General features: G+C 74.2%; 20 protein-coding genes. 5 read left to right on the top strand and 15 right to left on the bottom strand.

The window, feature by feature from the left end; all coding sequences use genetic code 11:
* Window positions 1–86: 86 nt before the first annotated feature.
* Both ACH4OW_RS21885 and ACH4OW_RS21880 read right to left on the bottom strand, forming a co-directional pair.
* On the bottom strand, window positions 87–3368 hold the full coding sequence (locus ACH4OW_RS21885) for an ATP-dependent helicase (protein ID WP_398029775.1): 3282 nt from the start codon (window positions 3366–3368) through the stop codon (window positions 87–89).
* 321 nt (window positions 3369–3689) lie between these two features.
* Window positions 3690–4160 (bottom strand): MGMT family protein, encoded by a 471-nt coding sequence (locus tag ACH4OW_RS21880; protein WP_398029702.1) that lies wholly within the window; start codon window positions 4158–4160, stop codon window positions 3690–3692.
* A gap of 173 nt (window positions 4161–4333) precedes the next feature.
* Here ACH4OW_RS21880 and ACH4OW_RS21875 point away from each other — a divergent pair, with 173 nt between their 5' ends.
* A complete protein-coding gene (locus ACH4OW_RS21875; protein WP_398029701.1) occupies window positions 4334–7345 on the top strand; it encodes a lysylphosphatidylglycerol synthase domain-containing protein in 3012 nt (1003 codons plus the stop codon).
* Window positions 7346–7408: 63 nt separating this feature from the next.
* Here the strand turns inward: ACH4OW_RS21875 and moeZ are convergent, their stop codons facing one another.
* The 12 genes from moeZ to ACH4OW_RS21815 all read right to left on the bottom strand — a co-directional run bounded on the left by moeZ (window position 7409) and on the right by ACH4OW_RS21815 (window position 22195).
* Entirely contained in the window at window positions 7409–8587 is a 1179-nt protein-coding gene (gene moeZ / locus ACH4OW_RS21870) for an adenylyltransferase/sulfurtransferase MoeZ (RefSeq protein ID WP_360133268.1), read from the bottom strand.
* A gap of 99 nt (window positions 8588–8686) precedes the next feature.
* Window positions 8687–9493 (bottom strand): spherulation-specific family 4 protein, encoded by an 807-nt coding sequence (locus ACH4OW_RS21865; protein ID WP_398029700.1) that lies wholly within the window; start codon window positions 9491–9493, stop codon window positions 8687–8689.
* Complete coding sequence (locus ACH4OW_RS21860; RefSeq protein WP_360133274.1) at window positions 9481–10458, bottom strand: NAD-dependent epimerase/dehydratase family protein; 978 nt, start codon at window positions 10456–10458, stop codon at window positions 9481–9483. Before ACH4OW_RS21860 ends, ACH4OW_RS21865 begins: the two co-directional genes overlap by 13 nt.
* Before the next feature lie 333 nt (window positions 10459–10791).
* Window positions 10792–12054: a hypothetical protein gene (locus ACH4OW_RS21855; RefSeq protein ID WP_398029699.1), complete on the bottom strand. Its 1263-nt coding sequence runs from the start codon at window positions 12052–12054 to the stop codon at window positions 10792–10794.
* Complete coding sequence (locus ACH4OW_RS21850; RefSeq protein WP_398029698.1) at window positions 12051–13814, bottom strand: glycosyltransferase; 1764 nt, start codon at window positions 13812–13814, stop codon at window positions 12051–12053. The genes ACH4OW_RS21855 and ACH4OW_RS21850 overlap by 4 nt, the downstream gene beginning before the upstream one ends.
* A 178-nt stretch (window positions 13815–13992) precedes the next feature.
* Window positions 13993–15675 carry a dipeptide ABC transporter ATP-binding protein gene (locus ACH4OW_RS21845; RefSeq protein ID WP_398029697.1) on the bottom strand — a complete coding sequence of 561 codons (1683 nt, stop codon included), beginning with the start codon at window positions 15673–15675 and terminating at the stop codon, window positions 13993–13995.
* A complete protein-coding gene (locus ACH4OW_RS21840) occupies window positions 15672–16661 on the bottom strand; it encodes an ABC transporter permease (RefSeq protein WP_360133286.1) in 990 nt (329 codons plus the stop codon). Before ACH4OW_RS21840 ends, ACH4OW_RS21845 begins: the two co-directional genes overlap by 4 nt.
* A complete protein-coding gene (locus ACH4OW_RS21835) occupies window positions 16658–17635 on the bottom strand; it encodes an ABC transporter permease (protein WP_398029696.1) in 978 nt (325 codons plus the stop codon). Before ACH4OW_RS21835 ends, ACH4OW_RS21840 begins: the two co-directional genes overlap by 4 nt.
* On the bottom strand, window positions 17632–19377 hold the full coding sequence (locus ACH4OW_RS21830) for an ABC transporter substrate-binding protein (protein ID WP_398029695.1): 1746 nt from the start codon (window positions 19375–19377) through the stop codon (window positions 17632–17634). Before ACH4OW_RS21830 ends, ACH4OW_RS21835 begins: the two co-directional genes overlap by 4 nt.
* Window positions 19378–19587: 210 nt before the next feature.
* Entirely contained in the window at window positions 19588–19683 is a 96-nt protein-coding gene (locus tag ACH4OW_RS21825; RefSeq protein ID WP_360133295.1) for an Ms4533A family Cys-rich leader peptide, read from the bottom strand.
* Between the two features lie 89 nt (window positions 19684–19772).
* Window positions 19773–20918, bottom strand: coding sequence for a DUF3152 domain-containing protein (locus ACH4OW_RS21820; RefSeq protein WP_398029694.1), 1146 nt, complete (start codon window positions 20916–20918; stop codon window positions 19773–19775).
* A 224-nt stretch (window positions 20919–21142) separates the two neighbouring features.
* Window positions 21143–22195, bottom strand: a complete 1053-nt coding sequence (locus ACH4OW_RS21815) for an alpha/beta hydrolase (RefSeq protein ID WP_360133301.1) — start codon at window positions 22193–22195, stop codon at window positions 21143–21145.
* 172 nt (window positions 22196–22367) lie between these two features.
* Between ACH4OW_RS21815 and ACH4OW_RS21810 the strand changes: the two genes are divergently transcribed.
* The 4 genes from ACH4OW_RS21810 (at window position 22368) to ACH4OW_RS21795 (ending at window position 24291) form a co-directional block, all read left to right on the top strand.
* On the top strand, window positions 22368–22586 hold the full coding sequence (locus ACH4OW_RS21810) for a hypothetical protein (RefSeq protein WP_398029693.1): 219 nt from the start codon (window positions 22368–22370) through the stop codon (window positions 22584–22586).
* A 148-nt stretch (window positions 22587–22734) separates the two neighbouring features.
* Window positions 22735–23376, top strand: coding sequence for a TetR/AcrR family transcriptional regulator (locus tag ACH4OW_RS21805; RefSeq protein ID WP_360133307.1), 642 nt, complete (start codon window positions 22735–22737; stop codon window positions 23374–23376).
* 214 nt (window positions 23377–23590) lie between these two features.
* Window positions 23591–23818: a DUF3107 domain-containing protein gene (locus ACH4OW_RS21800; protein ID WP_360133309.1), complete on the top strand. Its 228-nt coding sequence runs from the start codon at window positions 23591–23593 to the stop codon at window positions 23816–23818.
* A gap of 200 nt (window positions 23819–24018) precedes the next feature.
* Window positions 24019–24291 (top strand): hypothetical protein, encoded by a 273-nt coding sequence (locus ACH4OW_RS21795; protein WP_360127866.1) that lies wholly within the window; start codon window positions 24019–24021, stop codon window positions 24289–24291.
* 74 nt (window positions 24292–24365) lie between these two features.
* Here ACH4OW_RS21795 and ACH4OW_RS21790 read toward each other — a convergent pair whose 3' ends face one another.
* Window positions 24366–25121: a ferritin-like fold-containing protein gene (locus tag ACH4OW_RS21790; RefSeq protein ID WP_360127863.1), complete on the bottom strand. Its 756-nt coding sequence runs from the start codon at window positions 25119–25121 to the stop codon at window positions 24366–24368.
* Window positions 25122–25177 lie beyond the last annotated feature (56 nt).

Raw genomic sequence — 25177 nt, 5'->3', positions numbered from 1 at the left:
GACCGTATCCGGCCCCACTGACAATCGCCCCAAACCGCAGCTGAGCGGGCCCGCGGACGCGTGCGGGGCGGGCCGTGGCGGGTCCGTCATTCCACGATGTGCCGGCCTTCGGGCAGCGCCGAGCAGGCGTTGCGGAACGTGCAGTGGGTGCAGTGCTGTCCCGTGGTGGGCGAGAAGCGTTCCTCCAGGACCCGGCCGGCGGCGGTGGCGAGCAGTTCGCCCACCCAGTCCCCGTCCAGGGGCGCCTGTGCCTGGACGGCGGGCAGCGCGTCCCCGCCTTCCTTCTGTGGGGCGCCCAGCCTCAGGTGTACGAGTTCGGCGCCGCCCGGTTCGGGCCGCTGCTCTTCGAAGACGGCGTCGACCGCGCCGGCCCGCACCGCCAGCTGGTACACCGCGAGCTGCGGGTGGCGGGCGACCTCGGGTCCTGTGGGCTTCTGCTTGCCGGTCTTGAAGTCGACGACGTACGCGCGGCCCTCCGCGTCCCGCTCGACGCGGTCCATGCTCCCCCGGATGCGGACCGCGTACTCGCCCGCTTCGAGGGTGACGTCGAAACCGTGTTCGGTCGCGACGGTCTCGCGCCCCAGTGTGCCGCGCTCCATCACGTGCCAGCGCAGGAAGCGTTCCAGGGCGGCGCGCGCGTTGTCCTTCTCCTGCCGTGACTTCCAGGGTGCGTCGAACGCGAGCGCGTCCCACACGGAGTCCAGGCGCTCCATCAGGACCGACAGGTCGGCGGGCGTACGGCCGGAGGCGACCTCGTCGGCGAGGACGTGGACGACGTTGCCGAAGCCCTGGGCGGCGGTCGCGGGGGTGTCCGCCTTCACCTCGCGCCCCAGGAACCACTGGAGGGAGCAGGTGTTGGCGAGCTGGTCCAGCGCGCTGCCCGAAAGGACCACCGGGCGGTCGCGGTCGCGCAGCGGAACGGTGTTGTGCGTCGGCTCGTACAGGCCCCACCACTGGTCGGGGTGGGCGGCCGGCACCAGCGGCCGGCCGTCGTCGTCGCGCAGCGCCGCGAGCTTCGCCAGCCGCCGCGCGGCGGCCTCGCGCAGCGCCGGGGTGGCGTCCGGGTCGACGGTGGTGGCCCGCAGCTCGGCGACCAGCGCGGCGACCGACAGGGGGCGGCGGGGGCGCCCGGTGACGTCCTGCGGCTCCACGCCCAGCTCGGTCAGGAAGCGGGACGGCTGGTCGCCGTCGTCGGAGGCGGCCTTGACGGCGGTGACCACCAGGCGCTCGCGGGCCCGGGTGGCCGCCACGTAGAACAGCCTGCGCTCCTCGGTGAGCAGCGCGCCCGGCGGCAGCGGTTCGGCCAGCCCGTCGCGGCCGATCCGGTCCGCCTCCAGGAGCGAGCCGCGCCGCCGCAGGTCGGGCCAGAGCCCTTCCTGTACGCCGGCGATCACGACGAGCCGCCACTCCAGGCCCTTGGAGCGGTGCGCGGTCATCAGGCGCACCGCGTCGGGGCGTACGGTCCGGCGGGTCAGGGTGTCGGCGGCGATGTCCTGGGCGTCCAGCTCCTCCAGGAAGTTCAGCGCGCCGCGGCCGCCGGTACGGGCCTCCGCGCGGGCGGCGGTCTCGAAGAGCGCGACGACGGCGTCCAGGTCGCGGTCGGCGTTGCGGGCGGCGGCGCCGCCGCGCCGGGCGGTCCGCTCCAGCCGCTGCGACCAGGTGGGCGTGCCGTTCCACAGCGCCCACAGGGCCTCTTCGGCGGTGCCGCCGCCGGCCAGCAGGTCGCGGGTGGTGCGCAGCAGCGCGCCGAGCCGCTGAGCGCCCCGCGCGTACGCCGGATCGTGCGCGACCAGGCGCTCCGGTTCGGTGAGCGCCCGGGCGATCAGTTCGTCGGAGGGCCGCGGTACGTCGTGCCCGGCGGCCCGCTCCTCTTCGCGCAGCGCCCGCCCCAGCCGCCGCAGGTCGGCGGCGTCCATGCCGCCGAGGGGGGAGGTCAGCAGCTCGATCGCCGTCTCGGCGGACAGCCCGTCCGCCGCCCCGGAAGGCGCCACCGCCGAAGCCGCCACCCGCAGGGCCGTCAGCAGCGGCGCCACCGCCGGCTCCTGCCGCAGCGGCAGTTCGTCGCCGTCGATCTCCAGCGGCACTCCGGCCGAGGTCAGGGCCCGGCGCACACCGGGTATGGAGCGGCCGCCGGCGCGTACGAGAACGGCCATGTCGCGCCACGGCACGCCGTCCTCCAGGTGCGCGCGGCGCAGGATGTCCGCGATGTTGTCCAGCTCGGCGCCCGGCGTCGGGTACGTGAACACCTCGACGCGGCCCCCGTCCCGCACGGCCGCGAGGTCGCGGTGGGCCCGTACCGCACGGGCCGGCAGGCGGGTCAGCGGCATACGGGCGGTGAGCCGCCGGGTGGCGGCCAGGAGAGCCGCGCCCGAGCGGCGGGAGGTGCCGAGCACCTCGACCGGCGCCGGGGTGCCGTCCGTACGCGGGAACATCGCCGGGAAGTCGAGGATGCCGTTGACGTCGGCGCCGCGGAACGCGTAGATCGACTGGTCGGGGTCGCCGAAGGCGACGAGCGAACGGCCGCCGCCGGCCAGCGCGCGCAGCAGCCGTACCTGGGACGCGTCGGTGTCCTGGTACTCGTCGACGAACACCGTGTCGTAGCGCGCCGCCAGCTCCGCCGCGACCTCGTCGCGCTCCGCGAGCAGTACCGCCCGGTGCACCAGTTCGGCGTAGTCCAGCACGCCCTGGGCGTCCAGCACGTCCAGGTACTCGGCCAGGAATCCGGCCGCCGCGCCCCAGTCCGGGCGCCCCGTACGCCGCGCGAAGTCGCCCAGCGCCTCCGGGCCCAGCCCCAGTTCGCGGCTCCGCGCGAGCACCGCGCGCACCTCGTCGGCGAAGCCGCGCGTCGTCAGGCAGGCCCGCAGCTCGTCCGGCCAGCGCACCCGGGCCCGGCCGGCGGCCGCCAGCACGGCCTGGCCTTCGAGGAGCTCGCGCACGACGAGGTCCTGCTCGGGTCCGGACAGCAGCCGCAGCGGGTCGGCGAACAGGTCGGCGTCCTGGTGGGCCCGTACGAGCGCGTAGCAGTACGAGTGGAAGGTGGTGGCCTGCGGGGCGGCGGCGCCGCCCAGGCGCGCGGCGATCCGGTCGCGCAGTTCGACGGCGGCCTTGCGGCTGAAGGTCAGCACGAGCAGCCGCTCGGGGTCGGCGCCGTCCCGTATCCGCCGGGCCACCGCCTCCACGAGCGTCGTGGTCTTGCCCGTGCCCGGTCCCGCGAGGACCAGCAGCGGCCCGGCGCCGTGGTCAACCACAGCGCGCTGGCGTGCGTCCAAAGCAGGAGGGTCCACCGGCCCCGGCCGGGTACGCACCAGTCGGTACGCGCCGGTGGCGTCCCGCCGCGCCGGCCGCCGGTGCGGCTGCGCGGACGGCACGGCCGAGGCCGAGAAGGAGGAACTCACGTGGATCGCCGGTCCTGGGAGGAGGTGCTGGTCGTGGTGTGCGCCGCGGTGCGGGGCGTGCCGTTGCGGCCACCGCGCCGGATGCCGGGCGGCGGGGCGGTGGTGCGGGCCGTGCCCGACGCTACGCCAGGTGGCGCACGAGCCGCAGCGCGTCTCACGACCGTACGACGGATGCTGGCGTCTGTGTCGGGTGTCCTGGATGTGTCGCGCGTGACAGTCGCGCCGGGTGGTGCGCCGAGTGGCGGACGCGCGGCCGCCGCTACGAGCGCGCCGCGGGCCCGGCCGCGCCCTGTCTCAGCCGCGTGGCGCCGGGCCGCCGCCGTCCCAGCGGGCACGCCGCATGTCCAGGCGCGGTATGTGGCCCTCGGCCGACCCGGCCGCCTCCCGCAGCGGCGTGCCTTCCTCCCGGTAGTGCGCCAGCGCACGCAGCTCGCTGCCCGGGAGCAGCTGCCCGTCCGCCCGCACGACGCGCCACCACGGCACGGCGCCTCCGTAGAGGGCCATGACCCGTCCCACCTGGCGCGGTCCGCCCACGCGCCGCCCGGCCCCCGCGGCGGCGGCCCCTTCGGGCGGCTCCTCCCCCGCGAGCCATTCGGCGACGTCGCCGTATGTCATCACGCGGCCCGGCGGGACCAGCTCGGCGACCGACAGGACCCGCTCCGCGTACTCGGGGATCCCGCCCGCTTCCGGTCCCGGCGCGCCCTCCGCGTCCTCGGGCACGCCACCGCCGTCCCGCTCGGGAAGGTCCTTTGCTGTCCCACTCATTCGGCCCATCCTGCACCACGCCACCGACAGTCGCCCACGGCCGGCGCGACGGCCTCGCGGCGGCGCGCGCGGGCGGTCCCGGTGGCGTATGTTCCGTTTCCTGACCCTTCGAGATGCACCCTGATGCCCCCCGCCTCCCCTCGGTCATGCCACCATCTTCCGGGCGGTGACTGGTGATACGAGATCAAGAAGAGACGGCCGAACAGCAGGGTGCGGTGCCTCCACGGGAGGCCGGCACCCCTGAGGCGCTGTCCTCCGGCACCCCCGCCCGGGGGGACGGGAAACAACGGGGGAAGCCGTCACAGGCTTCCGAGACCGAAAAGGCGAGCACGATCGAGAAGGCGGGAAGAGCCGACGAGTCCGCGCGTCCGGAGGGGCCGGACCGGCCAGGACGGGCCGACGCGTCCGCTGCCTCCGGAGCGGGGGCGGCGGCAGAGGAGAGCCCCGGCGGCGAGGCGGCGGAACCTACCGGAACCGGCATAACACCCGGGCCGGACATCCGGAAGTCGGCCGAGCCCGGCGACTCCAGGAGGTCCGGCGCCTCCGCCGACCGCCCGCCACGGGACCGCGTCGGCAGCGAGTTCCACGTGGACCAGGTCTCCGGCGACGAGCCGCTGCTGCCGGCCCGCGTGCACCGCCCCTCCGACCTGATGCGCCTGCTGCTCGGCATCGTGGGCATCGCCCTGGTGCTGCTGCTGGCCATCTTCGCGCACGGCACGACACAGGGGCTGCAGAACGACATCGGCGAGGGCGCCGGGCTGGCGCCGCGCCTGCTGATCAACTTCGCCGGGCTGGCGTCCAGCGTGGCCGTGCTGATCGTGCCGGTGGCCTTCGCCGTCGAACGGCTGATCAAACGCGACGGCCTGCGGATCGCGGACGGCGTGCTGGCCGCGGTCCTCGCGCACGGCGTCTCGCTCGCCACCGACCTGTGGGTGGCCGAGGCCGCCCCGGAGTCCATCCAGGTCGCGCTGACCCAGCCGCTGGCCGACGGCGGGCTGACCCCGCCGGTGCACAGCTACCTGGCGCCGGTCATCGCCTACATGACAGCAGTGGGCATGTCGCGGCGCCCGCGCTGGCGGGTGGCGATGTGGTTCGTCCTGCTGCTGGACGCCTTCGCCGTGCTCGTCGGCCGCTACACCACGCCGTTCGCCATCGCCACCACCATCCTCATCGGCTGGACCGTGGCCTTCGGGACGCTGTACGCGGTCGGCTCGCCCAATGTGCGCCCCACCGGCCAGCACCTGCTGGCCGGCCTGCGCCGGGTCGGCTTCCACCCGGTCAGGGCGGTACGCGCCGAGGACATCGGCAACCCGGAACACCCCGAGCACGCCGACCGCGGCCGCCGCTACATCGTCACCCTGGAGGACGGCCCGCCGATCGACGTGACCGTCGTGGACCGCGAGCGGCAGGCCCAGGGCTTCTTCTACCGCGTCTGGCGCCGCCTGTCGCTGCGCGGCATCAACCAGCGCCGCAGCCTCCAGTCGCTGCGCCAGGCGCTGGAGCAGGAGGCGCTGCTGGCGTACGCGGCCATCGCGGCCGGCGCCAACGCCCCCAAGCTGATCGCCACCTCCGAGCTCGGCCCGGACGCCGTGATGCTCGTGTACGAGCACATCGACGGCCGGCCGCTGGACTCGCTGCCGGACGCGGAGATCACCGACGAGCTGATGCGCAACGCCTGGCAGCAGGTGGCGGCGCTCCAGTCGCGGCGCATCGCCCACCGGCGCCTGGTGGGCGACGCGCTCCTGGTGGATCGTTCCGGCACAATCTTCCTGACCGACCTGCGCGGCGGCGAGATCGCGGCCGGCGACCTCGTCCTGCGGATGGACATCGCGCAGCTGCTGACCACCTTCGCGCTGCGGGCGGGCGCCGAGCGGGCGGTGGCCGCGGCCGTCGACGTACTCGGCCCCGACACGGTCGCCGACAGCCTGCCGCTGCTCCAGCCGATCGCCCTCAGCCGCACCACCCGGGCCACGCTGCGCCAGCTGGCCCGCGAACGCTCCGCACGGGAGCGCGAAGCGGTCCTGGAGGCGTCGCGCGCCGCCAAGGAGCGGAAGGCCGCCGAGGCGGCCCGGCGGGAAGGCTCGGACGCCCGTGAGGGACCGAGCAACCGCAAGGTGCTGCGCGCCGAGAAGCACGCCGAGAAGCGGGCGGTCGACGAGGCACTGGAGGAGGCCCGCGAGGAGGACCTGCTCTCGCAGATCCGCCAGCAGGTGCTGCTGATCCGGCCGACGGCACCGGTCGAGCCCGCCCGTCTGGAACGGATCAGGCCGCGCACCCTCGTCACCTGGATCGCCGGCGCCTTCGCCGCGTACTTCCTGCTCTCGCAGATCACCCACGCCAACTTCGGCCAGGTGGCCGGGCAGGCGCAGTGGCTGTGGGTGGTGGCGGCGCTGGCCTTCTCGGCGCTGACCTATCCGGCGGCGGCGATGAGCCTGCTCGGCTTCGTACCGGAGAAGGTGTCCTTCCTGCGGACGGTGACCGCGCAGGTGGCGGGCAACTTCGTCAAGCTCGTCGCGCCGGCCGCGGTGGGCGGCGTGGCGCTCAACACCCGCTTCCTCCAGCGCTCCGGCCTCCGGCCCGGCCTGGCGGTGGCGAGCGTGGGCGCGTCCCAGCTGTTCGGCCTCGGCTGCCACATCGTGCTGCTGCTGACCTTCGGCTACCTGACCGGCACCGAGCGCACGCCGTCGCTCTCGCCGTCCCGAGCGGTCATCGCGGGCCTGCTGACGGCCGCCGTGCTGGTGCTGGTGGTCACCGCCGTCCCGGCGCTGCGCAAGTTCATCTCCACGCGCGTGCGGTCGCTGTTCGCGGGTGTGGTGCCGCGGATGCTCGACGTGCTCCAGCGCCCGAAGAAGGTGGCCGTCGGCATCAGCGGCACGCTACTGCTGACCGCGGCGAACGTGCTGTGCCTGGACGCCTCGATCCGCGCGTTCGGCGGTGGCGGGCAGCTGAGCTACGCGGCCATCGCGGTGGTGTTCCTCGCGGGCAACGCGGCGGGCTCGGCGGCGCCCACCCCCGGCGGCGTGGCGGCCATCGAGGCCGCGCTGACCGGCACTCTGACGCTGGCCGGGCTCACCCCGGACATCGCCTTCCCCGCGGTGCTGCTGTTCCGGCTGATGACGTTCTGGCTGCCGGTGCTGCCGGGCTGGATCTCCTTCACACAGCTGACCCGCAAGGGCCAGATCTGAGCGCCCGGTACGGCGAAGGGCCCGCACCCCGAGGGGTGCGGGCCCTTCGCCGTGTGGAGCCGCTCAGTAGACCGGCTTCTCCGGCTCGACCGTGTTGACCCAGCCGATGACGCCGCCGCCCACGTGCACCGCGTCCGCGAAGCCGGCGGACTTCAAGACGGCGAGCACCTCGGCGGAGCGGACGCCCGTCTTGCAGTGCAGGACGATCTTCTTGTCCTGCGGGAGGTCCTGGAGGGCGCTGCCCATCAGGAACTCGTTCTTCGGGATCAGCTTGGCGCCGGGGATCGAGACGATCTCGTACTCGTTGGGCTCCCGGACGTCGATGATCTCGATCTTCTCGTCCGTGTCGATCCACTCCTTGAGCTGCCGCGGAGTGATCGTGGAACCGGCCGCCGCCTCCTGGGCCTCCTCGGACACGACGCCGCAGAAAGCCTCGTAGTCGATGAGTTCGGTGACGGTCGGGTTGGTGCCGCAGACCGCGCAGTCGGGGTCCTTGCGCACCTTGACCTGACGGTATGTCATCTCCAGCGCGTCGTAGATCATCAGACGGCCGACCAGCGGGTCACCGATGCCCGCGAGCAGCTTGATGGCCTCGTTGACCTGGATGGAGCCGATGGACGCGCACAGCACGCCCAGGACGCCGCCCTCGGCGCAGGAGGGGACCATGCCGGGCGGCGGGGGCTCCGGGTACAGGCAGCGGTAGCAGGGGCCGTGCTCGCTCCAGAACACCGAGGCCTGGCCGTCGAAGCGGTAGATCGAGCCCCAGACGTACGGCTTGTTCAGCAGTACGCAGGCGTCGTTGACCAGGTAGCGGGTGGCGAAGTTGTCGGTGCCGTCGACGATCAGGTCGTACTGCGCGAAGAGCTCCATGACGTTGCTGGAGTCGAGGCGCTCTTCGTGGAGGTTGACCGTGACGTACGGATTGATGCCCAGCACCGTGTCCTTGGCCGACGCGGCCTTGGAACGGCCGATGTCCGCCTGGCTGTGGATGATCTGGCGCTGGAGATTGGACTCGTCGACCTCGTCGAACTCCACGATGCCGAGGGTTCCGACGCCGGCCGCGGCCAGGTACATCAGCGCGGGCGAGCCCAGGCCGCCGGCGCCGACGCACAGCACCTTGGCGTTCTTCAGCCGCTTCTGCCCGTCCATCCCGACATCCGGGATGATCAGGTGGCGGGAGTACCTGCGGACCTCGTCGACGGTGAGCTCCGATGCGGGCTCGACCAGGGGTGGCAGCGACACGGGGACTCCGTTTGTCGGTATCTCGATGGGCGTCCCCCCGCCCCGGAAAGGCCCGGAGCAGGGGACGGTGTTCTTCCCGTAACACTGCCACGCCCTTCTTCATTCCGAGATACCAGGTCCGATACGCGAGACGAATTCGTCCCAGTAGCCGGGCAGCGACTCCCAGGCGGCCTCGCGGTCGTCGAGCCGGTCGGTGAAGTAGACCGTGCCCGCGCCCTGCCAGCGGGCGATGCGCAGGGCCTCCTCCAAGTGGGTACGGGGCACGCCGTGCACCAGGTGGCAGAAGCGCGCCGGCGGGTAATCGGCCGTCCACTCCGCCACTTGCGACCAGCGGTAGTCGGACCAGCGGCCGGCGAAGGTGACGAGCTGGTCGGCGGCTTCCGCGTAGCCGGGGTGGGGGTGGCCGCCGTGCCCGGTGACGAGGTGGGCGCCGTCCCGCAGGGCCCGCAGGGTGGTGGTCAGGCGGCGGGTCTCGGACAGCAGTGTCCGGTCCGTGGGACAGCGGTCCACATAGAAACCGTCGACCTTGTACCACTCCAGGAAGCGGTGTGCGTCGGACACCAGCTCGCCGAAGGGGCGGGCGCCGTGGCCCATGTCCAGGTAGCCCAGCAGCCGGGTCCCCGCGTCCCGCAGCTGGGCGGCGGCCGGCAGGCAGTACGGGTCGGGCAGCGCCCCGGGGCCCCGCGCGACGTTCAGCACCGCCCAGTGCAGTGCCGCCGCGCCGCCGCGGGGCCCCGCCCCCCGATGGCCCGTTCCCGAGCACGTCAACCCGCGTGCGAGCCGCAGCAGTTCGGCCCACTCGGCGGGCGCCAGCAGCGGGTGGGCGAACCCCGGGACGCCGACGCCCAGCGGCGCGGCGTCGGTCACGGCACGCCCGGTGTGCAGGGGAGTCGTCAGATACGACATGCGGCCTCCATCCAGATGTCGGCGAGGGACTCCTCCAGCCCGATCCGCGGCCGCCACCCCAGGCGGTCGCGTGCGGTGCGTACGTCCGCCTGCTGCCAGCTCCCACACCCGTCCGGATAGGGGTACGCGGGAGGGACGGCCCCGTGTTCAGAGGCCGGGCCGGGAATGGCGAGCCGGGCGGCGGCGGGCCCGCCCCCCGCGTAGCCGGGCGGGGTGTCCAGTTCGTGGAGCGAGCCGCCGAAGCCGGCGACCCTGGCGAGCAGGGCGGCCGCCTCGCGCAGCCGTACGGCGTGCCCGGTACCGATGTTGACCACGCCCTGGGCGGCGGAGAGCGAGGCCGCGTGCACGGCCCGCGCCACGTCCCGTACGTCCACGAAGTCGCGCTGCACGCCCAGGCCGCCCAGCTTCAACTCGCTGTCCCCCGACTGCATCGCGCGGCGCATCGCCTCCGCGAGCCGGCCGAGCGGCGAGCCGGCCGGGGTGCCGGGGCCCACCGGCGAGAAGACCCGCAGCACGACGGCGTCCAGCCCCGATCCGAGGACCAGTTCGGTGGCGGCCAGCTTGCTGACGCCGTACGGGCCGCCGGGCCGCGGCACGGCGTCCTCGGCGGTCGAGGAGCCGGGCTGCGAGGGCCCGTACTCGGACGCGCAGCCCAGGTGCACGAGCCGGGCGCCGCAGCTGCTGCGCCGCAGCGACTCGCAGACGGTGGCGACCGCGACGGTGTTGTGCCGGGTCAGATCGCGGGCGCCGCCGCGGGTGGTGCCCGCGCAGTTGACCACGACACCGGGGTGCACGGCGTCCAGGAAGCGGGTCAGCGCCCCCGGGCTGCCGGAGGCCAGGTCGAAGCGGACGTCCGCGTCGTCGCCGCGCCCGAGGGCGGTCAGCTGGACGGCGGGATCGGCGAGCAGCCGGTCGGCGACATAGCGCCCGAGGTACCCGTTGGCACCGATGAGCAGCACCCTCATCGCGCGACCCCCCGGTCCCGGCGTGCTTCGGTGGGATGGACGTTCATGATGGCGTTCTCCTCAGGGGAATTCGTGGACGTACTTCGGCATCTGCGGCGGTGACGGCGGCCGCCGCGGGGCCGGGGGGTGACGGGGTGCGCCGCGCGGTCGGCGGCGGACGCCCGGAGGGCGACGGCCGGCGCTCGCGGAGCGCCGGCGGATGTCCGGCGCACGCCCGCGCGCCCGCCGGGGGTGCCGGTGTGCGCGCGGGCGGCGACGGCACGCACGCCGGGAGTGGTGGCGTGCGTGTCTCGGGGAGCGGCATGCGTATCGCGGGCGGCGACGGGCGGGCGGTCACGGCCGGTCCGCCTCCGCCGGTGCGGGTACGCCCGGGGCCGCCGCGCCGGTCGCGGGTGCGTGCGCCGAGGCGCCGGCCAGGGCGCGCAGCGCGTACAGCAGCAGGCCGAGCGCGGGCACCGCGCAGGCCGCGGCCGGTACGGCGGCCGGGCCGAGGAGGGTGACGGCGGCCTCCACCGGCCGGCCGGCCGGTGCCAGGCCGGGGACCCGCGCGGCGAGCACGGTGGCCAGGGCGGCGGCCTCCAGCGCGACGGCTGCGGCCGGTCCGGCGGCAGCCGCGGCGGGGAAGCCGTGCCGGGCGAGCAGCCGCCCCAGGAAGAGCAGGCTGCCGAGGGCTGTGGTGGCGGCCACCGGGACCGCTCCCCCGCCGCCGACGACGGCGCTCGTGGCGGCCGTCAGCGCGAGCAGCGCGGCGAGCTGCACGGCGGTGGCGGTCAGCAGCAACGGCCGTACTCCCGAGGCGAATCCGGCGAGGCTGCGGCCCTCCGCCAGCCCGCGTCGCGCCCGGGCCGCGAACCAGTGCGCGCACCCTGCGGAGGGCAGGACGGCGCACGTCAGGGCGAGGGCGGTGGCGATGGCGAACTGGGGGCGCGCGTACGGCAGGTCGGGGCCGCCGGCCAGTAGCTGCCGCAGCAGCCAGTCGCCGCCCAGGGCGTACCCCGCCAGCCAGCAGGTCCACAGCCCGGCGGCGCGGGCGGACGGCTGCCGGGGGCGCAGCGGGCCCACGCGGACGCACAGGCGCAGGGCGAGGACGACCAGGCCGGCGCCGGCCACGCCGACGGCTGCTTGTACGAGTACGGGTGACGGCGCGCCGGCCAGGCGTAGCGGTACGGGTGTAGGCGCGCTGCCGGATGCGGTGACGGCCGCCACGGTCGCGGCGCACACCGCGCCGGGCAGCAGGTGCAGCGCCACCCGGACGCCCCGGCCCCTGCGGACGGGTTCCCGGACGTGCGCGGCGGGCGGCGGCGCCTCTTCGCGCGGCACCCGGGCGTACAGCTCCTCGGCCAGCGAGAACACGTCCCGGTGCCGGAAGCGGGCGGCCGTGCGGTCGGTGACGCCGTGCGCCTCCAGTCCCGCGGCGATCTCCAGCGGGTCGACGGCCCGTTCGCACAGCGCCCGGTGTTGGTGCATCAGCGTGCGTACGGGGTCGGCGGGGCCGCGACCCGGCGGCCGCGCGTGGGTAGCGCGGACGGGCAGGGGGGCGGTGCGGGCGGGCTCGGGGCCCGGCCCGGCGTCCGTGCCGGTCTCGGCTGTCGTCACGGTCGCGCTCCTCTCGGGCCGGCCGGCGCCGCGCCCGCGGCGGCCGGTTCCGCCCAGGACGGGGCGCGGCCGGTGGGCGGGGCGGTCTGCCGGACGCCGCGCGCCACGGCCCAGCGGCCCGGTACGTGGGACTCGGCGGGCCGGGCGAAGGGGCGGGGCGCGCCGGCCGCCGGCCCGGCGCCGCCCGCCGTATGGGAGATCAATTCCAGGTAGATGCCACGAAATGCCGCGACATTCTGCTCCACCGTGAACAGTTCGAGGGCGCGGGCGCGCGCCGCCTCGCCCAGCCGGGCCCGCCGGCCGGGGTCGCGGAGCAGTTCCAGGCACGCGTGGGCGAGCGCACGCGGGTTGCGCGGCGGTACGACCAGGCCCGTACCGCCGATGATCTCGCAGACCGCGCCGACGTCGGTGGAGACCGTGGCCCGGCCGCTGAACATCGCCTCCACCAGGGACCGCGGGAAGCCTTCCGCCACGCTGGAGAGGACCAGCACCGAGCCGGCCGCGTAGACGTCCTCCGGGCGCGGCAGGTCGGGGCCGCCGGCCTCCTCGAAGGAGACCGGGTTGTCGCCGGCGCTGAGCGCGTCGGCTGCTTCGTCGGGGAAGAGCTGCGCGGCGAGCGCGCGGCAGTGCGCCAGGTAGGCGCGGTCGTCCCGGCCGGGCCCCGCCGCGCCGACGACGCGCAGTGTGGCGTCCGGTTCGGCGCGGTGGACGCGTGCGAAGGCGTGCAGCAGGGAGACGAGGTCCTTGTCGGCGTCGGCGGTGCCGGTCCACACCAGCGTCTTCGACAGGTCGGCCGCCGCGTCGGGGACGGCCGTGAAGGCGGCGGCGTCCATGCCCGGGTGGACGGTGCGCTGGCGCGCCCGGTCCGCGCCGCAGTGTTCCTGCCAGCGGCGCGTGTGGGTGGTGCCGGGGGTGATGAGCGCGGCTTGGGCGTACGTCTCTTTGGCGAGGGCGTTCTCGAAGGCGCTCAGCAGGGCGCGCACGGGAGCGCTCAGGGGCGAGCCGGGGCCCGCGAGGTAGTGCTCGCGCAGCCGCACGCCGTACTCGGTGAGCAGCAGGGGCGTACCGAAGAAGCGTTTGGCCAGCAGACCGGGGAGGGCGGCGGCACCGCCGGCCGTGGCGTGGCAGAGGTCCACCGCGGCGAGCCCGGCGGGCGCGCCGGCGCCTCCGGCGGCGCACGTACCGGCGGCGCCGCCGTACCAGTCCAGGGACAGCGGGCGCAGGGTGCGCTCCAGCTCTTCGGTCACGGCCAGCAGGTCGCCGACGCGGGCGCTGTGCGCGGCGCGGAGTGCGCCGGGGGCGCGGCAGGCGGTCTCCAGGAGGCGTACGGCCTGCTCGGAGCGGAGCAGTTCGGGCAGGTTGCCGTGGTCGCGGGCCAGCGCGGCGAGCCCGTAGAGCCCTGCGGCGAAACGGTCCGCCTGGCCTCCGGCCGCCTGCGCCGTGACGAACCCCGCCGCGACGAACCCCGCCGCGAGGTCGCCGAAACACTCGGCGAACCGCAGCCGCGCGCGCCGCCCGCGCACCACCGCGCGCCGCCCCGGCCGCCACCGCAGCGCGCCGGGCAGCTCCCCGTACAGCGGCGCGGTCCGCACCGCCCGCACCCGGTCCGGCGCGCCTTCCCCGCCGGCCCCCGGCCCGCGGCCGAGGGCGTAGATCTCGAACTCGTGGCTGGTGAGACCGCGCACGAGCCGGTCGCGCCAGCGCCGCGTCTCACCGGACGCATACGGACAGCCACCCTCGGTGAGCAGACCAATGCGCACGAGCGCACCCCCGTTCTTCCCTGTAGGCGTCCAACGACGGCGGCCGCATCGAGGGCCCGCCGCTACCTGCAGGAAGAAGCTACGCAGAGATCCCGGTGAGGCGGCGGACGGTTGTCCGTCGCGCCACCGGAAGGGGTGAACAGACGTAACTTTCCACCCGTGTGGGCGTTCTGGCGCGCTATGCGATCGACGGCGTCCGGGCCCGCAGCGCCCGGCGCCCCGCGGACGCCTCCGGGTCCAGCACCGGCACCGCCGCCAGCAGGCTCTTCGTGTACGGGTGCCGCGGGCGCTCGTACACGTCCTCGGTGGCGCCCTCCTCCACGATCCGCCCGTCGCGCAGCACCGCGACCCGGTCGCTGACCGCCCGCACCACCGCCAGGTCGTGCGCGATGAAGACCAGCGCGAGACCCAGGTCCCGCCGCAGCTCGCCGAGGAGCTCCATGATCTGCGCCTGCGTGGTGACGTCCAGCGCCGAGACCGGCTCGTCGCAGACCAGCACCCGGGGCCCGGGGGCGAGCGCCCGCGCGATGCCGACGCGCTGCCGCTGCCCGCCGCTGAACTCGTGCGGGTAGCGGTGGTACCACGCCGGGTCCAGGCCGACCCGCTCCAGCAGCTCGCGGGCCTTGCGCACCACGCGCGCGTCGTCCCGGTCGCCGGCCGCGCGCAGCGGGTCGGCGACCGATTCGCCGATGCTGCGCCGCGGATTGAGCGAGGACACCGGGTCCTGGAAGACCATCTGCAACTCGGCCCGCAAAGGGCGCAGTTCGCGGTCGCCGAGGGTGCCGATGTCCCGGCCCCGGTAGCGCAGCGTGCCTGCGGTGGGGTCCAGCAGCCGTACGAGCATCCGTCCGAGCGTGGTCTTGCCGCTGCCCGACTCCCCTACGAGGCCGACGGTTTCGCCCTCGCGCACCGTCAGCGACACGTCGTCGACCGCGGTCTTACGGTGGCGCCGCCCGCCGAACTCCCGCCGCAGGCCGGTCGCTTCGAGCAGCACCTCGCCGGGTGGCGCGGCCCGCCCGCCGCGTACGGCCGGCTCCGCGTCCACGCGCGGTACCGCCGCCAGCAGCTCCTTCGTGTACGGCTCGCGCGGGGAGAGCAGCACCTCGCCGACCGTGCCGTGCTCGACCGCCTGCCCCGCGCGCATCACCAGCACCTCGTCCACGCTGCCCGCGACCACCCCCAGGTCGTGGGTGACCAGGAGCAGCCCCATGCCGGTCTCCGCCCGCAGGTCGTGCAGCAGGTCGAGGATCTGCGCCTGGACGGTGACGTCCAGCGCGGTGGTGGGCTCGTCGGCGATCAGCAGGCGCGGTTCGCAGGCGAGCGCCATCGCGAGCAGGGCGCGCTGGCGCATGCCCCCGCTGAACTCGTGCGCCCGTGCACGGGCGCGCCGGGGCGCGTCCGCGATGCCGACGCGCTCCAGCACCTCGACGGCGCGGGCGCGCGCCGCGCGCCGGGACGCCCGCGGGTGGTGCACCCGGTACACCTCGGCGATCTGGTCGCCGATCGCGTAGTACGGGTCGAGGGAGGACAGCGGGTCCTGGAAGACCATCGCGGCCCGGCCGCCGCGCAGCCGGCGCAGCTCCCGCTCGTCGGCGGCCCGTACGTCCGTGCCGGCGACCCGCACCGTGCCGGTCACCCGCGCCCCGGTCCCCCGGTGCAGGTCCAGCAGGGCCGCGGCGACGGTGGACTTGCCCGATCCCGACTCGCCCACGATGCCCAGGGCCCGGCCCCCGGCCAGCGAGAAGGAGAGCCCGTCCACGGCCCGTACGCCGTCATCTCCCCCGGCGGGGAAGGCCACGGACAGGTCCCTGACCTCCACCAGCGGTGCGGGCGCCGCTGCGGTGACGTCCTCATGGGTCATGTCAGGGCCACCCTTCGGTCGGCGAGTGCGTAGAGGATGTCCGCCGCCACGTTGGCGACGACGACGGCCGCGCCGGTGCCCAGCACCACACCGACGACCACGGGCAGGTCGACGACGCGTACCGAGTGCACGAGGAGCTGCCCGATGCCCGGCAGCCCGAAGAGCGTCTCGCTGAGCATCGCGCCGCCGAACATCGTCCCCACGTCGAGCGCGGTGAGGGCGATGACGGGCGGCAGGGCACCGCGCAGCGCGTGCCGCGTGACGACGGAACGTTCGCGCACGCCGTACGCGCGGAAGGTGCGGATGTGGTCCTCGGCCAGCGTCTCCAGCGTCGAGGAGCGGGTCAGCCTGGCGTACCGGGCGGACTCCAGCAGCGCCAGCGCCGTCCAAGGCAGCAGCAGGTTCCAGGCCCACTGCTCCGGGTCCTCGGACAGCGGCACGTAGGAGGGGAACGGCAGCCACCGGAGGTACGCGCAGAAGACCATCAGCAGCAGGAGACCGGTGATGAAGACCGGGGTGGCGGTGCCCGCGAGGGTCAGCACGGTCAGCACCCGCTCCGTCACGCCGCCGCGGCGCAGTGCGGACAGCAGCCCGGTGCCGACGCCGAGCACCAGCCAGAGCACCATCGCGCCGGACGCGAGGGACGCGCTGACCGGCAGCCGGTCGCCGAGCAGCGTGGTGACGGGCACGCCGTTCTGGTAGGAGAGCCCGAGGCAGGGCGCGTCGCAGTGCAGCACCCCGGTGCCGGACGAGAAGTCGCGGCCCGCCACCAGCCCCTGGAGGAAGTGCAGGTACTGCGTGAGCAGCGGCTCCCCCAGCTCCAGCCGTTCGCGTACCTGCTGGATCTGCGCCGGGTTGCAGCGCGGGCCGCAGGCCAGCTTGGCGGGGTCGCCCGGCGCCACGTAGAAGAGCGCGTAGACGGCGACGGTCAGCAGGAAAAGGACGACGAGCGCGCCGCCCAGCCGGCGCAGTGCGTAGCCGGTCATACGGCCCCACCTTCTTGAGTGCGTACCGCCGTGCGGGCGGCGCGGGTGCCGACCCGCAGCCGGGAGCGCTCGCGCGGGTCGAGCGCCGTACGGACCTGGTCGCCCAGCACGGTGAAGGCCAGCACGGTCACCAGCAGGCAGCCCGCGGGGAGCAGGACGTAGGCGGGGTCGGCCCGGAACCAGGTCGTCGCGGTGGACAGCATCTGGCCCCACGACGACGTGGGCGGCTTGACCCCGATGCCGAGGAAGGACAGCGACGCCTCCACCACGATGTTGGTCGGCACCAGGACCGCCGCGTACGTGATCACCGGCGCGGCGAGCGACGGCAGCAGCTCGCGCCGGGCGATGCGCACCGGCCCCGAGCCGCCGAGCCGGGCCGCCGCCACGTGGTCCAGCTTCTTCAGCGCCAGGGTGCGGGCCCGCACGATCCGGGAGGTGCCGGACCAGCTGAGCAGCCCGATGACCAGGACCAGCAGCAGCGGCCTGGGGAAGTCGTCGGGCACGATCGCGGTCAGCGAGATCGCGACGACGAGCATCGGCAGCGCGGTCAGTACCTCGGTGAACCGCGAGAGCACCTGGTCGGCGAGCCGGTTGCCCAGCCCGGCCGCGAGCCCGGTCACGAGCCCGAGCACCACCTGTACGGCCGTGGCGCCGAGCGCGACGAGCAGGGACACTCGGGCCCCGTACAGCAGCCGCGCGAACAGGTCCCTGCCGGTGCCGGGTTCGACGCCCAGCCAGTGGTCGCCGCTGATCCCGCCGTACGGGCCGAGCGGCACGCCGCCACGCGCCGAGTCGACGAGTCCGTCGTGGTACGTGGTGGGGTCCTGGCCTTCCAGTGCCGCCAGCAGCGGGGCGCAGAGGGCGAGCAGGACGAGTGCGAGCAGGACGGCGGCGGAGAGCACGGCGGCGGGCCGCCGCCGCAGCCGGTGCCAGGCGCTCGCGTCCCGGCGGCCGGTCACCTCGGTCGTCGTCACTTGACCGCGACCTGCGAGATGTCCAGCACGCCGTCCCAGTCGCTGATGACGACGTTCTTGACGTCCTTGCCGTAAAGGCGCTTGTAGACGGGGTGGAAGAGCGGGACGGACAGGGCCTGGCCGCCGATCTTCTTGTCCAGCGCGCCCCACCGGACGGCCGCCGCCGGCAGGTCGGTCAGCTTGTTGATCTCGTCGATCTCCTGGTTGACCGCCGGGTCGTCGAGCTGCGCGTGGTTGAAGTTGGCGGCGCCGCGGACGATCTGGCGGCCGTCGAAGACCGGCGCGAGGAACGGGCCGCCGGACGGCCAGTCGGCGCCCCAGCCGCCGATGAACAGGCCCGGCTCGTCCTGGACGCTGTGCACCTTCTCCTTGTAGTCGTTGTCCTCCAGGCCCTGGAGCCGGACCGTTATCCCGGCCTTTTTCAGGGCTTCCTGGACGGCGGTGGCGATTTCCGGGCCGGTCTCGAAGTTCTTGGCGGTGGAATGGGTGAGGGTGATGGCCAGCCCGTTCTCGTAACCCGCTTCCTTGAGGAGTTCCCCGGCCTTCTGCGGATTTCCGGTGCGGCCGGCCGGGAACGGGTCGTAGGGGGTGTAGCCGAAGGTTTTCCGGTCGGGCAGGAAGGTGGTGGCCGGTTCGGCGAGCGCGGAGCCGCCCGCCGCGTTCACCACGCTCTGCCGGTTGACGGCGTACGCGATGGCCTGGCGTACCTTCGGATCGTCGAAAGGCTTCACCTTCGGGTTGAAGGCGAGGTAGTTCGTGTAGCCGAAGTGGCCGGTGCCGACCCGTTTGCCGAGTTCGGCGTCGCCGCCGATCCGGGCGAGTTCGGCGGGCCCGAGGTTGGTGTCGGTGGTCACCGCGGCGGCGTCCGCGCCGGCGCCGGTGGCCAGCCGCTGGTTGACGACCGCGGAATCCAGGCCGGACTTCACGTCGATCGTGTCGGGATAGGCGTGCCGTTCGGAGTCGGTCTTCTCGGACCAGTGCGGATTGCGCTCCAGGACGAGATGTTCGCCGTCGCCGGTGTTCTCGACCACCTTGTAGGGGCCCGAGGCGACCGGGTGTTCCTCGTATTTCGTTCCCGTGTCCTTCGCCCTGGGCACCGGCGCGAACTGGGTCTGCGTGGCGAGCAGCGGGAATTCGCCCTCGGGTTTCCTCAGGTGGAAGACGATGGTTCTCTCGTCCGGGGTCTCGATGGACTTGAGCCCGTCCTTGCTCTTGTCCTTGTACGGCCCCTCGTAGGTGTCGCCGCCGACCAGCCAGTCGCGCAAGTACGGTGCGCCGCCGGAGAGTTCGGCGGCGAAGGAGCGCTCGATCCCGTACTTGACGTCGGCGCTGGTGATCGGCGAGCCGTCCTCGAACTTCACCCCGTCCTTGAGCGTGTACGTCCACACCGTGGCGTTCTCGCTGGGCCGCCCGGTGTCGGTGGCGAGGTCCGGCACCGCCTTGGCGCCCGCCGCGCCGTTCTCCCGGTTGCGGGTGGTCAGCGTACGGAAGACCAGGGTCGGTACCTTGCCGCCGCCGGAGGTGTAGAGGCGTGCCGGGTCGAAGTTGGTCTGGGGTTCGGAGTTCAGGACGGTGAGTGTGCCGCCCTTGGCCGGCGCGGCGCCGGCACCGCCGCCGTCGCCCGCGGTGGCGTCCTTCGGGCCGCATGCGGTGGCCCCGGCGGCCAGGGCGACGCTCACCGCGAGGGCGGCCACCCGCCTGGCGGGCACGGACGGTTGACGGTTTCGGGAGGGTTCGGCCATGACGACGCGGTGCCTTTCGGGGCAGGACGTGCCCGCGGAAGGCGGCGGCTGCGGAACGCGGTGCGACGCGGGACCGCCCCTGCGGACACGTACGGGTGAGATACGTGGATACGCGGGGGTGCCCCGGCCCGGGGTCATGCGTCGCCGCGCGGTGCCGGACCCGCGGTGCGCGGGCCCTCGCGGCGCGCTTCCGCGCGGCCGGGACGGGCCTCAGCGACAGTGGACGTCGGCCACGGACTGCGCGGACACGCCGATCAACGCCAGCTCGAAAGCGGCGTCCTCGTAGGCGGCGGCAGGGTGCGACATGCGGAGAAGACTGGCCGAACGATCACTTTCTGGCAAAAACGTCCCATGTAGGGAGACAGGTCGTCTCGCATCATGGGACGCGCCATGGCTCAGGACCCGCCGGGGAACGGCCAGGCGTTGGGCCGGCACGTCGCGCCGCCCGTCGTCAGGAACTTGGTCTGCTGCATCATCACCGGCGCCAGGGCGCCCTGCCGCGCACAGCTCTCGTGGTTGTGCCCGAGCCGGTGCCCCACCTCGTGGTTGATGAGCATCTGCCGGTACGCGTACATCTTGTCCGGCCCGTACGTCTCGGCGCCGTGCGCCCACCGGTACGCGTTGATCATGACGCGCTCGGTCGCCGCCGAGTCGCACGACACGTTGTCCTGGGTCGTGTCCAGCCCCGACTTGGCGCACCACTTGGCGGTGGTCCCGGGACTCGCCAGCGTGATGACGAAGTCGGCGTCGCCCGACCCCACCCGCTGGAAGGCGCGCCGGCCGCCGTGCGCCCAGCTCCGCTCGTCGTTGAGGGTCTTGTGCACCGCGTCGGCGAACAACTCCCCGTCCAGGCCCATCCCCTTCTCGACGTCGACCCGGTAGCGCTTCACCTCGCCGCGCCCCGGCGCCTTGGCGTCCCCGCCGACCGGCTCGAACTCCCCTGCGGCCGTCAGCTTCTCGTCCAACGGGAAGACCTGTGCCATCTTCTCGCCGTACGAGGCGGGGGCCGCCGGCTTTGTCGGCCGCGCCTGCGACCGCGAGGCCGCGTCGCCGCCGTCCGACCGCTCCTTCGCCCCCAGTGCCTGTGGTTTGCCGTCGTCCTGCCGGTGCCCGGCGACCTGCCCGGCCACCACGACGGCGAGCACCGTCGTCACGGCCGCAGCGGCCACGCCCGTGAAGGTGCGGGCCTTGACGCTCTTCTTCCGGGAGCTGAACTGCGGGCCTTGGGCGCCGATTTCGCCGGACGCCGGCTCGCCGTCCGGGACTTCGTCCGCGTCGCCCGCGCGCTCGAAGGCGTCCACGTAATCCTGACGCGGCGCCGGTGCCGGTGCCGGCGCCCGGTTCTGCGGGGTGAAGGGGTAGCCGAGCGATCCGGTGCCCGTGACGACGGGGCCGTCGGGGGCGCGGACCGGGGTGGATTCGTCCGGGACGGATTCGTCCGGGACGGATTCGTCCGGGGCGCATTCGTCCGGAGCGGGCCTGACCGCGCCCCCGGTGTCGTCGCCGAACGGCGCGAAACCGTGCGCGGGCGTGGCAGGCACGGGAGGCGCCGCCTGCGTTCCACCGTCCCGCGGGCGCGGGACGCTCGGCGCGGCCTGGGCCTCGTCCGCCGGCCGCCGGCGCCTGCGTCCCGTACCCGGCCCCGGAACGGGTACGGCACCGGCTGCCGCGCTCGCCGCTTCCGCGCCGTCCGCCTCGGCTATTCCGGAGGTGCCACCGGCGGTCGCGGCCGGGTCCCGGCGGCTGTGACGTCCCACTCGGCCTGTCAGCTCCTACCCACGTCGGAGGGCGCGTCCGCACCGGCGGGCTGACCCGCGCCGGCGGCCTCGCCCGCCCCGGCCGCGCCCCGCGCGGCCGCGTCGTCGTCCAACAGCTCGCGGAAGGCCCGCGCCACCGTTTCCGGGCACTCCATCATCGCCACGTGCCCCGCCTCCGGCAGCGTCAGCAGCCTGGAGCCGCGGAAAGCGGCGGCCGCCCGGCGTGCCATCCGGAAGGAGACCAGGCGATCGCGCCCACCGTAGACGAGAAGCGTGGGCGCCAGCACCCGCTGCGCCTGACGCCACAGATTGTGCTGCCCGCCGAGCGTGTACGCATGGACAATGCCACGAGCGGAACGTTCCATCACCTCCCAGAAGTACGGCAGTTCGAGCCGGCGTGCGTACTCCTCGGCGGCGGCGGTGAAGCCGTCCGGGGTCACCAGGGCGGGGTCGCCGTAACACAGGGCCAGCACCTCGCGGGTGCGCCGCTCCGGCGTCCAGTCCCGCGTCATCCTGGCGAACAGCCTGGCCACGCCCGGTACCGCGAGCAGCCCGGTCGGCAGCGCCGACAGCTGCGGCCGCAGCTCGGGCAGCGCGGGCGAGATCAGCGTCAGGGTCCGTACGAGGTCGGGGCGGACCGCCGCCACCCGCGTCACCGCGGCGCCACCCATCGAGTTTCCGAACAGGTGTACGGGCCCGCGGCCGCTCGCGTCCAGGTAGCGGATGACCGCCCGCGCCTGCGCGGAGACCGAGTAGTCACCGTCGTCCGGCGGCGGCGCGTCGCCGAAGCCCGGAAGGTCCAGCGCCTCCCCCTCGACCCGGCCGGCCAGCATCGGCATCAGCGCCGACCAGTTCTGGGAGGACCCGCCGAGACCGTGGACGTACAGCGCGGGCGGCAGCCCGGCCCGCTCGCCCGGCACACCCCGCACGCTCAGCGTCAGGCCCGGAAGGCTCACGGAACGCACCGTCTCCCCCGCGCCGATGCGCGAGGGGCGGCCCGCCGGGGGCACCGGGAGCACGGCACGGGTGTCCGGCGATCCGGTCGACTCCGTCGAAGACATGGATTCGATGTTACGAGACGATCACGCCGCCGATCGTGTGTTCGCGCTCACACACCACATCGCAATTCGGAACCCGCTCTCTTAGGCTCGGCCACAGAGGGCACCCGTGAGATGAGCGCTCGTGTGCGGACGCTCACCCCGGCCTCCGAAGTACGAGAGAGAGGGAGCCACCATGCCCGTCGACCCGACCGACCCGGACACCTTCGAGGACGAGACGGACACCGCGGAGTTCGACGTCGAGGCACCGGAAGCCGATGCCGCCGAGCAGCACACGGACCTCGCCCCGCATCGCGACGAGCCGCTGACCGGCGTCGATCCGGGCGCCGCCAACGAGGCGGACCGCGCCGAGCAGGCCCGCGTCGTGGATCTCGACGAAGACGATTACCGATGACCTGGGGCCATATGTCGGCTTCCCACAGCGTTCGGCGGCAGATTTTCTCGTCCTCGACCACGCAAAGCCGGGTTACTCAAAAGTACGATGGCGGGCGCGGCGCATCGCTGTGTATACGCCGCGGACGGAACCACACCTGGGAGGCAGCGTGAGCGCCATCGAGCAGACCGAGGCGGCACGCCCGCGGGGCACACGCCTGCCACGCCGAGCCCGGCGCAACCAGCTCCTGGGCGCGGCCCAGGAGGTCTTCGTGGCGCAGGGCTACCACGCGGCCGCGATGGACGACATCGCCGAGCGCGCCGGCGTCAGCAAGCCCGTGCTCTACCAGCACTTCCCCGGCAAGCTGGACCTGTACCTGGCCCTGCTGGACCAGCACTGCGAGGCCCTGCTCCAGTCGGTCCGCACCGCCCTCGCCTCCACCACCGACAACAAGCAGCGCGTCGCCGCGACGATGGACGCCTACTTCGCGTACGTGGAGGACCCGGGCGGCGCCTTCCGCCTCGTCTTCGAGTCCGACCTCACCAACGAGCCCGCCGTGCGCGAGCGGGTCGACAAGGTCTCCCTGGAGTGCGCCGAGGCGATCAGCGAGGTCATCGCCGAGGACACCGGCCTGTCCAAGGACGAGTCGATGCTGCTGGCCGTCGGGCTGGGCGGCGTCTCCCAGGTCGTGGCGCGCTACTGGCTCTCCTCGGAGAGCACCGTGCCGCGCGGGACCGCCGTCCAGCTGCTGACCTCGCTCGCCTGGAAGGGCATCGCGGGCTTCCCGCTGCACGGCGCCGAAGGCCAGTGAGCCACTGAGCGGCGCCGCGGGCCGCCGGGCGCCGCGGGCCGCCCGGCCCGCCCCGTCCGGCACCGGCGTCCCGCCGCTGTTCGCTTCTGGCGTGCTCCGCGGCGTCCTGTCCGTCCGCGTACCGGGCTAATGTGTGCTGCGTACGGCGCGGATTGCCGCGCATCTTCCCGTGGCTGCGCCAGGGGAAAACCGAGACCGTCGGAGGGACAAAGCCGTGGAGGTCAAGATCGGCGTGCAGCACGCGCCCCGCGAGATCGTTCTGGAGAGCGGGCAGACCGCCGAGGACGTCGAGCGAGCGGTGGCGGACGCACTGGGCGGCAAGTCGCAGCTGCTGAGCCTCGTGGACGATCACGGCCGCAAGGTCCTGGTCCCGGCGGACCGGCTGGCCTATGTGGAAATCGGCGAGCAGACCGTTCGCAAGGTCGGTTTCGGCACGCTGTAGCCGGCCGCGGGCCCGGAAGGGCCCGCGCACCCGTCACGCAAGCGGCGGCCCGGAGAGATCGTCTCCGGGCCGCCGCTTCCGTGTCCTGCCGCCCCGCCGACTCCGTGCGCCGGCGAGGATTGCCGCGCATTCCCCCTGGGTACGACGGCTGTGACCGATTTGTGTCGGCCAACCGGTCGTAACCGCGGGAGGGATACACCATGGTCCTGGAAGCTCTCGGCTCCGTGATCGTCGGGCTCGCCATCGCACTGGCCGCCACGCGCCGCCTGCCGGACCGGTTCCCCGCACGCCCCCTGACCCTGGCGACGGGCCCCGGCGCGGCCCTCCTCGGTGCCTTCCTCGCCCACTCGATCATGGGCCCCGGCCACCCCGTCCAGATCCTCCTGGCCGCCGCCGGCCTGAGCGCGGCCATGCTCTCGCTCCTGGTCCGGCCTGGCCGCGGGCTGCTGCCGGTCCGGGGAATGGCGCGGTAGCGGACACAAGCGGTAACGGACACAAAGACGGGCCCGCCGCGTACGCGGCGGGCCCTGACGCGTTCGTGAGCGCCCTACGCGGCCAGGCCCAGCGCGGCCATCCGCTTCGTGTGCGCCTCGGTGATCCGCGAGAACATCCGCCCGACCTCCGCGAGGTCGAACCCGTCGGCGACCCCGCCGACCAGCATCGTCGACAGCGAGTCCCGGTCGGCCACGACGCGCTGCGCCTGGGACAGCGCCTCGCCCATGAGCCGCCGCGCCCAGAGCGCGAGCCGGCCGCCGACCCGGGGGTCGGCCTCGATCGCGGCCCGTACCTTCTCGACGGCGAACGTCGCGTGCCCGGTGTCGTCGAGGACGCCGAGGACCAGGTCCCGGGTGTCGGAGTCGAGCCGGGCCGCCACCTCGCGGTAGAAGTCGCTGGCGATCGAGTCGCCGACGTACGCCTTGACCAGACCCTCCAGCCAGTCCGAGGGGGCGGTCTGGCGGTGGAACTCGTCCAGCGCCGCGGCGAACGGCTCCATCGCCTCGTTCGGCTCGGCCTCGATCTGCGCGAGCCGGTCCCGGAGCCGCTCGAAGTGATGGAATTCGGCCGACGCCATCTTGGCCAGCTCGGCCTTGTCGTCCATGGTCGGCGCCAGCTTCGCGTCCTCCGCGAGCCGCTCGAAGGCGGACAGCTCGCCGTAGGCGAGGGCGCCCAGCAGGTCGATCACCGCGGCCCGGTACTGCGGTTCCTCGGAGGCGGCGGCCCAGTCCCGGGCGGCGATCCCGGTGTGTTCTCGATCATCTTCGGCGGTGTGCGCTGCGTTGTCAGGCGTCTCCATGAAGCGCACAATAGCCCGCTGCGCAAGCGGGGGAAGTGGCTGGTCAGCCACTCCCGTCCCACCCG

The sequence above is a fragment of the Streptomyces sp. NPDC017056 genome (assembly GCF_044332485.1).
Taxonomy (GTDB): Bacteria; Actinomycetota; Actinomycetes; order Streptomycetales; family Streptomycetaceae; genus Streptomyces.
Note: the sequence above shows the minus strand (reverse complement) of the source record. Positions and strands in the feature narration are given on the sequence as shown.